The following is a 15,126-nucleotide window of genomic DNA, read 5'->3' as shown; positions in this document are numbered from 1 at the left end:
CAAATGCAAGGCATGACCGATATGACGACGACCGAGCGCCGTCCGGCTGAGCCGGCGGCAGGCGCTCCCGCCATCATCTTCGAAGCGATCGTCAAGATGCAGGCAGTGTCTGCCATGTACAATCGCGGGGAAGTGGTGCTCGCGCCTCATGTGATCTTTACGCGTCACGATGAGCTATATGTCGATGCGACGACCATCGAGCGTGATGGAAAGCCGCCGCGCGAGGAAAAAATGGGGACCTTCAAGCTGGCGGGGCTGGGCTCGTTGCGGCTGACACCGCGCCGCTTCACCGCCAGCGCCTTGTTCGAGCGCGATGCGGACAAATATCGTGACGCCGCACTGATGATGGTAGAGCCCGCCTAATTTTTTCCGGGCAGCGCCGCCCCACACATGATGGGAGCGGCGCCGATCCCGTCAGCGGCAGCGAACCTGGTTCTGGTCGATCGAACGTCCGGCCAGCGCACCGCCTGCCGCGCCGAGCAACGTCGCAATGGTGCTGCTCCGCCCGCCGACGAGATTGCCCAGGATGCCGCCCGCAGCACCGCCGATGATCAGGCCGGTCGTCCCGTCCGAACGGCGGCAGTAATAGCGTCCATCGGTTCCCGCATAGACACGGTCCTGCGGCTGCAGCACACGTTCGCGATATTGTGGACCGTCGCGATAATCGCCCACGGGATCATAATAGGGCTCCGCATTGCTGCTATACCCTCGGGCGGGGATGGGGGGCGCGACACGATGGCCGCCGGGCCCGCCGGGGGGCGGGGCGGGGCGATAGTCGCCGTCATCATAGCCGCCCCGGTCGCGACGGGACTGGTATAGGTCGACCTCTTGCCGATAGATTTGATATTCGCGATCGAAACGGGCCTGCGCCGCGCGGAACCGCGCATCGTCGGCGGCGGATTGCGCGGCGGCGGGAACGGCCGTGGTGATGACGGCAGTCGTGATTGCAGCGATGGCCAAATGACGAAAGCCCATCGATCCTATCCTCCATGCCCGGACAATCGGGCGATGCGACCGATACGGCTGCGAATTGATATGGTTCCTGAACGGGCTTCCGCCCCGGTCGCCGAAGATACCATACGCCGATCGCTCATCCCTTGGTGACGAAGCTATCCATTACGCGCTTGCGGCCCGCTTGTTCAAAATCGATCTCCAGCTTGTTGCCCTCGATCGTCGCGATCTGGCCGTAACCGAATTTCTGGTGGAAGACCCGTTCGCCCAGGCTGAGATCGTCGCGGCCCTTCTGGCCCAGTCCCACGGAGGGCGCCCGCGACTCAACCACGCGCGCGTTACGGCCCGGCACCCCCTGCGGGCTGGCGGCGGCGCGCTGCCACCCCGGCCCCCGGCCGGTCCCTCGTGCGACATCGGCAAAGGGATCGGCATGTTCGGACCAGTTGGCCCGCCACAGGCTTTCGCCCCCGGTCATGCTGGTCTCGCTGTCGATATGCTCGGGCGGGAGTTCGCCGACGAACCGGCTGGGCAGGCTGGAGGTCCACTGGCCATAGATGCGGCGGTTGGCCGCGTGCAGGATCACCGCCTTGCGACGCGCGCGAGTGATGGCGACATAAGCGAGCCGTCGTTCCTCTTCCAGACTGCGGGTGCCGCCTTCGTCAATGGCGCGTTGCGAAGGAAACAGCCCTTCCTCCCATCCCGCCAGGAAAACGGTATCAAATTCCAGGCCCTTGGCGGCGTGGATCGTCATGATCGTCACCTCGGGTTCCTGTTGGTCGCCGTCCCGGTCCATGACCAGCGAAACATGCTCCAGAAAGGCGCCGAGCGACTCGTAATCCTCCATGGCGCGCACGAGTTCGGACAGATTCTCCAGCCGCCCGGCCGCCTCGGCGGATTTTTCGTTCTGATACATCGCAGTGTAGCCGCTCTCGTCCAGCATCTGCCGGGCAAGTTCGGGATGGGCGAGGTCGCGGGCCATGTCGCGCCACCGGGCGATGTCGCCGACCAGGTTGCCCAGGCTGCGGCGCGCCTGCGGCGTCAGTTCGTCGGTATCAAGGATACGGGCCGAGGCGATCGTCAACGGCAATCCCTCCGCCCGGGCAAGTTGGTGAATCTTTGCCAAAGCCTTGTCACCCAGGCCGCGCTTGGGAACATTGACGATCCGTTCGAACGCCAGATCGTCCGAAGGCTGGTTGACGATGCGTAAATAGGCGAGCGCGTCGCGGATTTCGGCGCGTTCGTAGAAGCGGAAGCCTCCGACGATGCGGTACGGCATGCCGATCGCGATGAAGCGATCTTCGAATTCGCGGGTCTGGTGCGACGCGCGAACCAGAATGGCGATGTCGCCATAGGATGTGCCGGAGCGTTTCGCCGCCTCGATCTCCTCACCGACACGCCGCGCTTCCTCGGGGCCGTCCCATACGCCAAGCACGCGAACCTTTTCACCGACATCCAATTCGGTCCAGAGGGTCTTGCCCAAACGCCCGCCATTGTTGGCGATCACGCCCGATGCTGCGCCCAGGATATGGGGCGTGGAACGGTAATTCTGTTCCAGCCGGATGACCTTTGCGCCGGGAAAATCCCGCTCGAACCGCAGGATATTCTCGACCTGCGCACCGCGCCACGAATAGATGGATTGGTCGTCATCGCCCACACAGGCGATATTCTTGCGCGCCTGCGCAAGCAGCCGCAGCCAGAGATATTGGACGCTGTTGGTGTCCTGATACTCGTCGACCATGATGTAGCGGAAACGCTGCTGATAATGCTCCAGCACGTCGCGATGGGTCTTCAATATGGTCAACATGTGGAGCAGCAGATCGCCGAAGTCGCAGGCGTTCACGCTGCGCAGCCGCTCCTGATACTGCCGGTAGAGTTCGGCGCCTTGCCCGTTGGCGTAACGCTCTGCCTCGCCCGCATCGATGTCGCCGGGCACCAGCCCCTTATTCTTCCATTCGTCGATCAGGCCGCCCAGCGCGCGGGCGGGGAAGCGCTTTTCGTCGATGTCCGCAGCGACGATCAACTGCTTGAGCAGACGAAGCTGATCGTCAGTGTCCAGGATCGTGAAGTTGGATTGCAGCCCGACCAGTTCGGCATGGCGTCGCAACATCTTGGCACCGATGGCGTGGAAGGTGCCTAGCCACGGCATCCCCTCCACCGCGTCGCCGACCAGCCGACCGACCCGTTCCCGCATCTCGCGCGCCGCCTTGTTGGTGAAGGTGACGGACAGGATCTCGGAAGGCCAGGCTTTGCGCGTGTAGAGCAGATGCGCCAGCCGCGCGGTCAGCGCCGCCGTCTTGCCCGTACCCGCCCCCGCCAGAACCAGGACCGGCCCGTCCGTGGTCAGGACCGCCTCTCGCTGCGCCGGATTGAGTGTCCGCAGATAGGGATAATCGGCGAGCTGGGCGGCGGGATCGGGGTGGGCAGGAGTCATCGCGAACAGTTAGGGAACGTTTGCAGGCGGGGCAACCATCCAGTGTGCATCGGAAGAATTGTTTCCCCGGCTGCGAGCCTTACCGAACCCGATCCTTCTGGGCACCGCCGCCTCAGAATGCGACCTGCAAACTCCGCGGCACGTTCCGGGATGGGAATACGCCAAGTCTGGCGTCATCAAATTGTCACCAGAGAAGCGCAACGGGGGATCACCATGACATCCTTTGCACTCGCCGGTGGCCAATCCGAATCGCGCGCTCGTGGTCCCCGTCTCGATGCCAGCCTTCATCCCATGGGGCGCTGGATATTCGCGGGCCTGTTGGTCGGCGGGCTGGCCTATGCGGGCTACAGCATCGCGCTGGACACGGCGCGGGTCGGAGAGCCGATGGCGATCGGCGTCTTCGCCTTCTTGGGCCTTGCGCTATTGATCGCGCTGGGTTTCGAGTTCGTGAATGGCTTTCACGACACCGCGAATGCGGTCGCGACGGTGATCTATACCCATTCCATGCCCGCGCCGCTGGCGGTGGTCTGGTCCGGCTTCTTCAATTTCCTTGGGGTGCTCTGCTCGACGGGGGCAGTGGCCTATTCGATCATCACGCTCCTGCCGATCGATCTGATGCTGCACGTCGGGTCGGGGGCGGGCTTTGCGATGATCTTCGCGCTGCTGTTGGCGGCAGTGCTGTGGAATTTGGCGACATGGGCGGTCAGCCTGCCCAATTCGTCCAGCCATGCGCTGATCGGATCGATCCTGGGCGTGGGGCTCGCCAACCAGATGCTGTCCACCATTCCCGGCACGTCGGGGGTGGACATGGCACAGGTGCAGAAGGTGCTCTCCGCGCTGCTGTTCAGTCCGCTGATCGGTTTCGGCGCTGCGCTGCTGCTTCTCCTTGTCATGAAGCGTTTCCTGCGCAACGATCGGCTGTATCGTGAGCCGGAAGGCGATACGCCGCCGCCGCGTGGCATTCGCGCACTGTTGATCTTCACCTGTACGGCGGTCAGCTTCGCGCATGGCGGCAATGATGGGCAAAAGGGCATGGGCCTCATTATGCTCATCCTTATCGGCTGCGCGCCGACCGCCTATGCGTTGAACCGGACGTTGCCGGAAAGCGCTATGCCCGCATTCGTACGAAGCGCGCAGACCGGCTCCGCTGCCTATGCCGCCCATGGCGCGGGCGGAAATCCCACCATCGACCAGGCTCGTGCGATCGTCGTCGCCGGCGTCCGCGCCAAGGCGGTAGACAAGCCCGAAGTCTATACCGGCCTTTCCGTCCTTTCCCGCGACATTGGCGAGCGGATCGGCAATTACGGGGCGCTCAGCCGCGTGCCCGCCGCAATCGTACCCAATTTGCGCAACGACATGTATCTCGTCCTCGATACGACGCGCATGATCACGAAGAGCGAGACGGCCAAGAGCCGCTTCACCGCAACCGAGATCGAATCGCTCAACGGTTATGCCACACAGCTGGAGCGCGGCACGCGCTATATTCCCCTGTGGGTAAAGGTGACCGTCGCGCTGGCACTTGGCCTTGGCACCATGGTGGGATGGAAACGGATCGTGACGACGGTCGGAGAACGGATCGGCAAGACGCATCTGACCTATGGCATGGGAGCCGCGGCCGAGTTGACCACCGCCGCGACCATCATGATCGCGGAGTTCATGGGGCGGCCCGTGTCCACCACCCATATCCTGACGTCCGGCGTGGCGGGCGCGTCGGTCGCCAACGGAGCGGGGCTTCAGGTTCGTACGATCCGCAACATGATCCTGGCCTGGGTCCTGACCCTGCCGGCCGCGATGCTGCTTTCCGGCTTGCTCTACTGGATGCTGCTGGGTTTGGCTGGCGTGGTCGTGCGCTAAGTCCGCGATCGAAGCGTTCTGGTCGGGATAGGCCTTTACGTATTCGTTTCGTTTCTGCACGGGCGGAGCATGACTCACGCATCGCCCCCGTCGCACCGCCATATCCTGCTGGCCAGCCTGACCGGTACGGCGGTCGAGTTCTATGACTTCTACATCTATGCGACGGCGGCGGCGCTGGTCTTCGGACCGCTATTCTTTCCGGCGTCATCCGCGACCGCCCAGTTGCTGCTATCCTATGCCAGCTTCGGCCTGGCCTTTGTCGCGCGCCCCGTGGGTGCGATTGCCTTTGGTCATTTCGGCGACCGAGTGGGCCGCAAGTCGACCTTGGTCGTCAGCCTGATGCTGATGGGGGGATCCACCGTCGCCATCGCCTTCCTGCCGACCTATGCGCAGGCGGGTTGGATCGCCCCGCTACTCTTGTGCATCGCGCGATTGGGGCAGGGGCTCGGTTTGGGGGGCGAATGGGGTGGTGCTGCCCTGCTGGCCGTCGAGAACGCGCCGCCGGGGCGTCGCAACACCTGGGGCATGTTTCCTCCGCTCGGCGCGCCGGTAGGCTTCATCCTGGCCAATGGCTTCTTTTTGTTGCTGGGCCTTGTCCTGACCGACGCGCAGTTCCGCGCCTGGGGCTGGCGGCTGCCGTTCCTGGCAAGCGCGGTGCTGGTGATACTGGGGCTTTGGGTTCGGCTTCGTCTGACCGAAACGCATGACTTTACCGAGGCCAAGCGGTCCGAAGCCTTGCCCCGCATTCCTTTCGCGACATTGGTGCAGGATCATGGCCGCGCGCTGCTGGTCGGGACCGGCGGCGTGGTTGCCTGCTTCGCGATCTTCTACCTCGCGACCGCCTTCGCGCTTGGATATGGCACGACCGTCCTGAACTATCCGCGCGAGGCTTTTCTGGGCATTCAGCTCATCGCGATCCTGTTCCTAGCGCTGGGGGTCATCATCTCCAGCGTGATGGCGGACCGTCGTGGAGCCCCCGCCATGCTGACTCTTGGCTTTGCGGGTTGCGTTCTGGTCGGCCTCGTCATGGGGCCGATGCTGGGTGCAGGATCGCTGGTCGTGGTGTTCGTCTGGCTCGCGCTCGCGCTGTTCGTAATGGGCTTTGCCTATGGTCCGCTCGGCGGATGGCTGCCCGCGCTGTTCCCAGCCGGTGTGCGCTATACGGGGGTGTCGATGACGTTCAATCTGGGTGGGATCATCGGCGGCGCGCTCGCCCCCATCGCCGCGCAGGCCCTGACCGAGCGTGGCGGGCTGAACTTTGTCGGCGGCTATCTGGTCGCCGCCGGTCTGCTCAGCCTCGCCGGGCTTGCCCTGATGCGCGGGAAAAGCGTTCAGGCCTGACGCAGCAGGGTCAGCCGAGCCTTGCCGTGGACGCGTGAGGCGTCGACGGTGAAGCCCGCCAGCTCGATTTCCTCCTGCTTGGCGGTTTCGATGCTGATCCACGTTCCGGCGCCGACCCAGCCGAGCCGCGCCAGCTTGTCGAGCGCCACGCTCCCCGCACCGGTGCCATAAGGTGGGTCCATCAAGATCAGGTCCAGCGGCTGGCGAGCGGGCCCCAGCGCCATGACCGAGGCGGCGCGGACGTCCGCCTTGGCACCCAGCTTTTCGAGATTGGCACGGAGAGCGTCCAGCGCGCCGCGATCCTGCTCGACGAACAGACAGGACGCCGCCCCGCGCGACAAGGCCTCGATCCCCAGCGCGCCCGAGCCCGCGAAGAAATCGCCCACGGCCAGCCCGTCGAAATCACCCAGCCGAGCGGTCAGCATCGAGAACAAGGCCTCCCGCGTCCGATCGGCGGTCGGGCGGGTGACGTCACCCTTTGGCGCGACGAGCGGGCGACCCCGCCATTGTCCAGCAATCACCCGCATCAACGATCTCCTCGCGGGCGGCCAGGCCGCGATCCGCCGCCGCCCGGTCGACCACCCGGCCGCCCGGAAGGCCGATCGCCATTCCGCCCGTCGGATCTGGGACGCGCTGGACCCCGTGGGGTGGGGGAAGCGCCGCGCTCGGTCCGGTCCCCACGCTCCATACGACCTTCCGTCGGCCGCTTGCCGAATGGCTTTCGTTCGCCGGAATTTGCTCGGCCCGTCGGGCGGTCGCCACCGCGCTCATTCGGGGCGAACCGCCCTTGACGTGCGTTCGGCGAGGCGGCGGCGCGTCCCGGACGCTCGCTGCGGTCCTGGCGATCATCGGCCCGTGGGGGGCGCTTAGCGAAGGGTTTCGCCCGGTCGCCCTGGTTTGCGGAGGGGCGTGGGCTGCGCGCGGGGACGGCGTCCCGGCGTACCTCGCCGTCCCGCTCCGTGCGGGCACGCGCCGGTGCGGTTCGTGTCGGGGGCGTGCGGAAGCCTGCGCGTGGTGCCGGCCGTACGGCATCGGCAGGGATGCCGCCCTCCAACGTCTTGCGGAACTCGACGATCTCGTATCCCTTCACCTCACCGATCTCACCGGCCGGGAGATCGCCGAGCAGGAACGGGCCATAGCGTAGCCGAATCAACCGGCTGACCTGCAACCCCAGATGTTCGAGAACGCGGCGGACTTCGCGATTCTTGCCCTCTCGCAAGGTCATCTCGATCCAGACATTGGCCCCGGTCCGTCGTTCCAGATTGGCGTCGATCTGGCCATAGCGGATCCCGTCGATCTCGACCCCGTGGATCAGTTCCTCGAGCTGCGCCTGCGTGATGTCGCCATAGGCGCGCGCGCGATAGGTCCGCTCGACGCCGGTGGCGGGCAACTCCAACTGGCGCTTGAAGCCGCCATCGGTGGTCAGCAGCAGCAGCCCCTCGGTATTCAGATCGAGCCGTCCGACCGGCACCAGCCGGGGCAGGTCCGCGGGCAGCCGGTCGTAGATGGTCGGCCGCCCCTTGGGATCGCGTTCCGTCACCAGCAGGCCGTTGGGCTTATGATAGAGGAACAGTCGGGTCGGCTCGGGCGCGGCGACCGGCTGTCCGTCGACGGTGATGCCGTCGAGCGAGGAAAGCAGGGTCGCTGGCGTGTCGATCGCGACGCCGTTCAGGGCGATACGCCCCTCGGCGATCATCCGCTCGACCTCTCGACGCGATGCGACACCGGCCCGGGCCAGCAGCTTGGCGATACGTTGATCTGATGTCATGATCGACGCTGATACATAGGGTGTAGGCCAAAGGAAATTAATTGCGTCGTTTCCGCCGGACAAAGCGTTACGGCGATGAGTGGGGCAAGAAAGACGGGCCGATAGAGGGATGAAATTCTTCGGGCGGAAAAAGCGGCAGCTGGTCAGGCTGCTTGTGGTCGAAGACGAACCGCTGGTCGCCTTCGACACCGAGCATGTGCTGAGCGATGCCGATTACGAAGTGGTGGGGACGGTCGACCGGGTCAGCAAGGCCATCACGCTGATCGAGGGCGGTACCGCGATCGACCTAGTCCTGGCCGATGTGCAATTGGCGGACGGCAGTGGCGTCGATGTCGCCAGGGCGGCGCACGAACGCGATATTCCCGTCCTGTTCCTTACGGGCACGCCGCCGGATGGCGTGGAGAATCTCGCCGAGGGAATATTGATGAAGCCTTATGGCGCGCGGGACTTGCTTGGCGCCATTGCCGCGATCGAGGAACGGCGGACCGGTAAGGCGCCCAGTCGCTTGCCCGCCGGTTTCCGATTGTTCGCCCGCGCCTGATCCGCGCCCCGTTGCCCGGCGACGGCAAGCGCACTACGGTCCGCGCTTTGCGATAGGGCGGGTCTGTTTCATATGGCGAGTGCGCGTTGGCTGGACGGAGTGCGGCCGTATGTTGAGGCAGCCCCGCTGGCCTCTCTGGCACTCGGCATATCTTCCGCCTTCCCGCTGACGATGATCAACGCGACGCTGGCCAGCCGGTTGGCGGAAGCGGGGATCGAGAAGAAGAGCGTCACGGCCTTCGCGCTCGTCATCCTGGCCTATAATTTCAAATTTCTCTGGGCCTGGATCGTCGAGGGCGTTAAAATCCCCGTGCTGCATCGGCTCGGCCAGCGTGTGTCCTGGCTGTTCGTCGTCGCGGCACTGGTCTGTCTTGCGGCGGTCGGCCTGGGGCTGACCGATCCGCGCGTTTCCCTGGCGCAAACGGCCTTGGCCGCAATCGCACTGGGGGTTGCGGGCGCGACTTTCGACATCGTGATCGACGCCTATCGCATCGAACTCCTCGAACCCCGTCAGCTCGGCGTAGGGGCGGGCATGGGCCAATATGGCTGGCGCATCGGCTCTGCGCTGGTGGCGTCGCTGTCGCTGGTCGTGGCGACGCGGGCGGGATGGAGCGTCGCCTATCTCGTCAGTTGCGCCTTCGCCTTGCCCGCGATCCTGACGGCCCTCGTCATGGGTGAGCCCGCGCGTCATAGCGAGATCACGGCGAAACGCCCGACCGAAGGAATCGTCCGGGCCGTGGTGGGCCCATTCGCCGAATTCTTCCGGCGTCAGGGCGCGGCCATCATCCTGGCGTTCATCCTCGTCCACAAGATCGGCGACACCTTGGCCAATCTGACGTTTCGGCTGCTGTTCAACGACTTGGGTTTCAGCAAGGACGAGATTGCGCTCTATGACGTCGGGGTCGGTTTCTGGGCGCTCTTGGTGGGTGTCTTCGTCGGCGGCTTGCTATACGCGCGTCTGGGCATGAAGCGGTCGGTCATCATCAGCCTGATCCTGATGGCGGTGTCTAACCTGTCCTTTGCCGGTCTTGCGGCGCTCGGCCATTCCAATTGGGGCATGGCGGGCGCGATCGGGTTCGAGAATTTCTCCAGCGGGATCGGTGGCGTGACGGTGGTGGCCTATTTCTCCGCCTTGACCGATCTGCGTTTCACCGCCGCGCAATATGCCCTGATCTCCGCGGCGGCCAGCATCGTTGGGCGAATCCTCAGCGGGACGACCGCCGGGGCATTGGTCGAGCGGTTCGGTTATGTCGACTTCTATCTACTTACGACCGTCGCCGCGGTGCCGGGGGTCATCCTGTTCTGGTGGATGGCGCGCTCCGGCCTGGTTGACCGTTCAATCGGTAGCGCGGGCGTCGAAGGAGAGGGCGACGCCCGTCGCGAGGTGCCCGTTACCCAGTGATCGGGCGCCCCTCATCGGCAAAGGCGGCGCTGACGGCGGCTGCGCTGGCGAGTACGCCGTCCACCCGCCGCACGCCGAGCAGGTCGCTCATCAGATAGCGCGCCTTGTCCGGCGCCCTTTCCATCTGCGCCAATATGGTGATGAGCGCGGCTTCGGCAGCGGTCATTCGGGCGCAGCAGCACGGCGCGATCGCGATCTGGCCCGAAGCATGCGCGGCGAGATCGGCCATCAACGTCCGCATGAGCAACAAGGGCCGCCGGAAGTCCTGGCCAAAGACGGTGAACAGCGTATGCGCGGCGCGTGCATCCCCCAGGCCGTGGGCGCCCATTCGACGTACCGCGAACAACGCTATCCGCGCATAGGGGCAGGCCGGCAGCATGTGGGGAAGCGTGGTGGAAAGGGTCGTGGTTTCGGCCATCGGCTGGGACTCCGTGATGATGGAGCCCATGCTAATTGCTCGCTATTGATAGTCAATCGCAAATGAAGGGGTTCGCTGCGGCGCTTCGTCGCATCATTGCGGCACTTCGTCATTGAGCGCCAACACATGCCCTGCGAGATACAACGACCCGGCGATCAGAACACGGACCGGCTTCTGAAAGCGATGGGCGATCACCTTCAGAGCCTCTGCCGGATCGGCTGCCGCGAGCGCCTCGATACCAAGTTGCCGCGCTTGGCTTGCCAGTTCCTCGGGGGCGTGGGTGGCGTGATCGGGGACTGGTACCGTCACGATGAAATCGACCATCGCGCCCAGCTTCTGCAGGACCGGCCCTGCTTCCTTGTTCGCCAGCATTCCCAACACCAGAGCGCTCGGCCCCTGCGATTGCCAGTGCATCATGGCACGGGCGACGGGGCCGGCCGCCGAGGGATTGTGCGCGCCATCGAGCCAGCAGTTGCTCCCGCTGGGGAGGCGGGCGGTCAGAGGGCCATCACCCAGGCGCTGCATGCGGGCAGGCCAGTGCGTTTGCGTCGCGGCAGCCTGCAAGGCCTCGTCGGGAATGGACAGCTTGTCCTGGTGCCGGATCATCGCCGTTGCCAGCGCGAGATTCCGCGCTTGGTGCCCGCCGATCAGGGCGGGGCGGGGCAGGGTGATTTCTCCCTGCTCGTCGCGATAATCGACCTTGCCCGGCCGGGAACGACTGAACCAATCCCGACCACGCGACACCAAAGGCGCACCGGCGTTTGCCGCCACCTGCGCGATCGCCTCGCGAAGAGATCGTGGATAGTCCATCGTGACGAGCGGTGTCCCGGCCTTGGCGATGCCCGCCTTCTCCCGCGCGATGCCGATCAGACTGCGGCCCAGAAACGCCTCATGATCGATGCCGAGCGCCGCGATCCCGCAGACGGCGGGCGGAGGCAGGATGTTCGTTGCGTCCAGACGCCCGCCCAGACCGACCTCGACGATCGTCGCAGCCGCTGGCGTACGCGCGAAGGCCAAAAAGGCCGCCGCCGTTGTCACCTCGAAGAAGCTGGCCCCGATCCCCTCGGCCTGGCCAAGCACCTCATCCAACAGGGCGGCGAGGGCGTCGTCCTCGATCAAATCGCCTGCGATGCGAATACGCTCGTTGAAGCGCACCAGATGCGGGCTCGAATAGACATGGACTCGCCGACCGGACGCCTCGATCGCGGTACGCAGAAAGGCGCAGGTCGAACCCTTGCCGTTGGTGCCGGCAACGTGAAAGACGGGGGGCAGATGGTTCTGCGGATCGCCCAACCGTGCCAGCAATTGCGTGATCCGCTCCAGCCCCAATATGTCCGCTCCGGGCGACAGCGACCACAGGCGATCGAGCTGTGCCTGTACGGCCGGGTTTTGGGAGCGGGCATGATCGGGCATCGGCCGGTCTCGCATAGGGGCGGGGGATATGAAAGGGGCGGACCTCTCGGCCCGCCCTTCTAAAGACATCGCCCTTCAAAGGCGACGCTCGCGACTGTTCGGATCAGGCGGCTTTGCGCGATCCCGTCAGATAGCCGATGACGGTCGCCAGACGCTCGCGCAGATCGTGGCGGTGGACGACCATGTCGAGCATGCCGTGGTCGAGATAATATTCCGACGTCTGGAAATCATCGGGTAGCTTTTCGCGGATCGTGTTCTCGATCACCCGGCGGCCGGTGAAGGCCAAGGTCGCCTTCGGCTCGGCGATCTGGACGTCGCCCAGCATGGCATAGGCGGCCATCACGCCGCCCGAGGTCGGATCGGTCAACACGACGATATAGGGCAGGCCCGCATCGTGCAGCATCTGGATCGCGACAGTGGTGCGCGGCATCTGCATCAGGCTGAGGATACCCTCCTGCATCCGCGCGCCGCCCGATGCGGTGAAGATGACATAGGGGCATTGGTCGGCAATCGCCGCCTCGACCCCGCGCACAAAGGCTTCACCCACCGCAAGGCCCATCGACCCGCCCATGAAGGCGAAATCCTGTACCCCGATCACGACCTTGTGACCCAGGATCGTGCCACGCGCATTGACGAGCGCGTCATTCTCCGCCGCATTGGCGCGGGCGGCCTTCAACCGGTCGGCATAGCGCTTTGAGTCGCGGAACTTGAGCGGATCTTCCGGTACCTTGGCGGGGGGAAGCTCGTTGCAGCTCCCTTCGTCCAGCAGGTGACGGAAGCGTGCCTTTGGACCGATGCGATCATGATGGTCGCACTTGGGGCAGACGTTCAGATTGTCTTCCAATTCCTTGGTGAAGACCATCTGCCCGCATCCCTTGCACTTGTGCCAGAGATTGTCGGGCGTTTCCCGCTTGGCGACGAAGGGGATGACGTTACGGACGCTGTTGAGCCAGCTCATGCGAGTTCCTTGCGTGCATCGGCCAGTGCCGACGACAGAGTTTCAATATAGGCCCGGACCGGCGCCGGTGCAGCGGCGCCATGTTCGCCGACCAGATCGACGATGGCGGAACCGACCACGACGCCGTCCGCCACGCGACCGATCGCCGCGGCCTGTTCAGGCGTGCGGACGCCGAAGCCGACCGCGACGGGCAACTGCGTCGCCGCCTTCAACCGGGCAACCGCCTCTTCGATCGAGGATTGCGCAGCCTGTTGCTGTCCGGTGATCCCCGCGACCGAGACGTAATAGAGAAAACCATCGGCGCCGGTCAGGATCGTCGGCAGACGGGCGGCGTCGCTGGTCGGGGTGGCAAGCCGGATCGACGCCACACCCTCGGCGCGCAACGCGACGCCCAATGCATCGTCTTCCTCGGCCGGAACGTCGACGCAGATCACGCCGTCCACGCCAGCTTCGGCTGCAGCCTTGGCGAACCACTCGGGGCCGCGCACCGTCATCGGATTGGCATAGCCCATCAGGACCAACGGCACGTCCGGATGGCGTTCGCGAAAGGCCGAAGCGATCGACAGGACGTCGGCGGTGCGGGTGCCAGCGCCAAGGCTGCGGATGTTCGCCTTCTGAATGGCGGGCCCGTCCGCCATCGGATCGGTGAAGGGCATGCCGAGTTCGATCACATCGGCTCCGCCCTGGACCAGGGCGTCGAGGATCGCGGCGGTATCGCCCGGTGTCGGGTCGCCCGCCGTCACGAAGGTCACCAGCGCGGCGCGGCCAGACTGGGCACAGCGCGCGAAGCGGTCGGCGATCCGGCTCACATCTTCACTCCCATGGCATCGGCAACGGTGAAGATGTCCTTGTCGCCGCGACCCGAGATGTTGACGAGTGCGATCTGGTCGCGATCCATCGACGGCGCGCGCTTGATCAGACCCGCCAGCGCATGGCTGCTTTCGAGAGCGGGAATGATCCCCTCGATCTTGCAGCAAAGCTGGAATGCCTCCAGTGCCTCGGTATCGGTGATCCCCTCATAGACCACGCGGCCGGTATCGTTCAGCCAGCTATGCTCGGGCCCGATGCCCGGATAGTCGAGACCTGCCGAGATCGAATGCGCCTCGGTGATCTGGCCATCCTCGTCCTGAAGCAGATAAGTCTTGTTGCCGTGCAGGATGCCGGGCTTGCCGCCGGTCAGGCTGGCGGCGTGTTGCGTGGTGGCAAGGCCATGGCCTGCCGCCTCGATCCCGAGCATCGCGACGTCGGGATCGTCGAGGAACGGATGGAAAAGGCCGATCGCATTCGACCCGCCCCCGACCGCCGCGATGAGCAGGTCGGGGAGGCGGCCCTCCGCCTCCATGATTTGACGGCGCGATTCGGTTCCGATCACCGACTGGAAGTCGCGCACCATCTCCGGATAGGGATGCGGTCCCGCCGCCGTGCCGATGATGTAGAACGTGTCGTGGACATTGGCGACCCAGTCGCGCAGCGCCTCGTTCATCGCGTCCTTGAGCGTCTGTGCGCCCGACGTCACCGGGCGGACTTCCGCGCCGAGCAGCTTCATGCGGAAGACATTGGGCGCCTGCCGCTCGATATCGCGTGCGCCCATGAAAATGGTGCAGGGCAGGCCGAAGCGCGCGGCGACCGTCGCGGTGGCGACGCCATGCTGGCCGGCGCCCGTCTCGGCGATGATCCGCGTCTTGCCCATCCGCTTGGCAAGCAGGATCTGGCCGATGCAGTTGTTGATCTTGTGCGCGCCGGTGTGGTTCAGTTCCTCGCGTTTGAAATAGACCTTGGGCCCCTTGCCTTCGGGCGCGGTCTCGCGGAGCATCGCGGTCAGCCGTTCCGCATAATACATCGGGCTGGGACGCCCGACATAATGGGTCATCAGGCCGTCGAATTCGGCCTGGAAAGCCGGGTCGACCTGCGCCGCGCGATATTCGCGTTCGAGGTCGAGGATCAGCGGCATCAGCGTCTCGGCGACGTAGCGGCCGCCGAATTCACCGAAATGGCCGCGCTCGTCGGGCTGGGCGCGGAAGGAGTTGGGGGCGTTCATTTCGTATCCCTT

The 15,126-nt window shown here is 65.1% G+C and carries 14 protein-coding genes; 5 read left to right on the top strand and 9 right to left on the bottom strand.

Annotation, left to right across the window (positions count from 1 at the left end):
• The first annotated feature begins 3 nt into the window (after window positions 1-3).
• Window positions 4-363: a hypothetical protein gene (locus tag ACWPWT_RS17765; protein ID WP_261269565.1), complete on the top strand. Its 360-nt coding sequence runs from the start codon at window positions 4-6 to the stop codon at window positions 361-363.
• Window positions 364-414: 51 nt separating this feature from the next.
• Here the strand turns inward: ACWPWT_RS17765 and ACWPWT_RS17760 are convergent, their stop codons facing one another.
• Both ACWPWT_RS17760 and ACWPWT_RS17755 read right to left on the bottom strand, forming a co-directional pair.
• Window positions 415-975: a glycine zipper 2TM domain-containing protein gene (locus tag ACWPWT_RS17760; RefSeq protein ID WP_454280789.1), complete on the bottom strand. Its 561-nt coding sequence runs from the start codon at window positions 973-975 to the stop codon at window positions 415-417.
• Between the two features lie 115 nt (window positions 976-1,090).
• Window positions 1,091-3,382 (bottom strand): ATP-dependent helicase, encoded by a 2,292-nt coding sequence (locus tag ACWPWT_RS17755; protein ID WP_454280788.1) that lies wholly within the window; start codon window positions 3,380-3,382, stop codon window positions 1,091-1,093.
• A 213-nt stretch (window positions 3,383-3,595) separates the two neighbouring features.
• Here ACWPWT_RS17755 and ACWPWT_RS17750 point away from each other — a divergent pair, with 213 nt between their 5' ends.
• Together ACWPWT_RS17750 and ACWPWT_RS17745 are read left to right on the top strand one after the other, a co-directional pair.
• Complete coding sequence (locus tag ACWPWT_RS17750; RefSeq protein ID WP_454280787.1) at window positions 3,596-5,236, top strand: inorganic phosphate transporter; 1,641 nt, start codon at window positions 3,596-3,598, stop codon at window positions 5,234-5,236.
• Window positions 5,237-5,305: 69 nt separating this feature from the next.
• Window positions 5,306-6,577, top strand: coding sequence for an MFS transporter (locus ACWPWT_RS17745; protein ID WP_454280786.1), 1,272 nt, complete (start codon window positions 5,306-5,308; stop codon window positions 6,575-6,577).
• Here ACWPWT_RS17745 and rsmD read toward each other — a convergent pair.
• Window positions 6,568-7,104 carry a 16S rRNA (guanine(966)-N(2))-methyltransferase RsmD gene (rsmD, locus tag ACWPWT_RS17740; protein ID WP_454280785.1) on the bottom strand — a complete coding sequence of 179 codons (537 nt, stop codon included), beginning with the start codon at window positions 7,102-7,104 and terminating at the stop codon, window positions 6,568-6,570. The genes ACWPWT_RS17745 and rsmD overlap by 10 nt on opposite strands.
• Window positions 7,104-8,345 carry a pseudouridine synthase gene (locus tag ACWPWT_RS17735; RefSeq protein ID WP_454280784.1) on the bottom strand — a complete coding sequence of 414 codons (1,242 nt, stop codon included), beginning with the start codon at window positions 8,343-8,345 and terminating at the stop codon, window positions 7,104-7,106. The genes rsmD and ACWPWT_RS17735 overlap by 1 nt, the downstream gene beginning before the upstream one ends.
• 154 nt (window positions 8,346-8,499) lie before the next feature.
• Between ACWPWT_RS17735 and ACWPWT_RS17730 the strand changes: the two genes are divergently transcribed.
• Together ACWPWT_RS17730 and ACWPWT_RS17725 are read left to right on the top strand one after the other, a co-directional pair.
• The gene (locus ACWPWT_RS17730; protein WP_454280783.1) at window positions 8,500-8,886 is read left to right on the top strand and encodes a response regulator; all 387 of its coding nucleotides are present in this window, start codon (window positions 8,500-8,502) and stop codon (window positions 8,884-8,886) included.
• Between the two features lie 72 nt (window positions 8,887-8,958).
• Window positions 8,959-10,287 carry an AmpG family muropeptide MFS transporter gene (locus ACWPWT_RS17725; RefSeq protein ID WP_454280782.1) on the top strand — a complete coding sequence of 443 codons (1,329 nt, stop codon included), beginning with the start codon at window positions 8,959-8,961 and terminating at the stop codon, window positions 10,285-10,287.
• Here ACWPWT_RS17725 and ACWPWT_RS17720 read toward each other — a convergent pair.
• The 5 genes from ACWPWT_RS17720 to trpB all read right to left on the bottom strand — a co-directional run bounded on the left by ACWPWT_RS17720 (window position 10,277) and on the right by trpB (window position 15,114).
• A complete protein-coding gene (locus ACWPWT_RS17720) occupies window positions 10,277-10,705 on the bottom strand; it encodes a DUF6628 family protein (RefSeq protein WP_261269556.1) in 429 nt (142 codons plus the stop codon). The two genes, ACWPWT_RS17725 and ACWPWT_RS17720, sit on opposite strands and share 11 nt — an antisense overlap.
• Window positions 10,706-10,798: 93 nt before the next feature.
• Entirely contained in the window at window positions 10,799-12,118 is a 1,320-nt protein-coding gene (locus ACWPWT_RS17715) for a bifunctional folylpolyglutamate synthase/dihydrofolate synthase (protein ID WP_454280781.1), read from the bottom strand.
• Window positions 12,119-12,221: 103 nt separating this feature from the next.
• Complete coding sequence (accD, locus tag ACWPWT_RS17710; protein WP_454280780.1) at window positions 12,222-13,076, bottom strand: acetyl-CoA carboxylase, carboxyltransferase subunit beta; 855 nt, start codon at window positions 13,074-13,076, stop codon at window positions 12,222-12,224.
• Window positions 13,073-13,885, bottom strand: coding sequence for a tryptophan synthase subunit alpha (gene trpA / locus ACWPWT_RS17705; protein WP_454280779.1), 813 nt, complete (start codon window positions 13,883-13,885; stop codon window positions 13,073-13,075). Before trpA ends, accD begins: the two co-directional genes overlap by 4 nt.
• Window positions 13,882-15,114: a tryptophan synthase subunit beta gene (trpB, locus tag ACWPWT_RS17700; RefSeq protein WP_261269552.1), complete on the bottom strand. Its 1,233-nt coding sequence runs from the start codon at window positions 15,112-15,114 to the stop codon at window positions 13,882-13,884. Before trpB ends, trpA begins: the two co-directional genes overlap by 4 nt.
• Window positions 15,115-15,126: the final 12 nt, after the last annotated feature.

The organism is Sphingomonas sp. Marseille-Q8236 (assembly GCF_965112005.1).
Note: the sequence above shows the minus strand (reverse complement) of the source record. Positions and strands in the feature narration are given on the sequence as shown.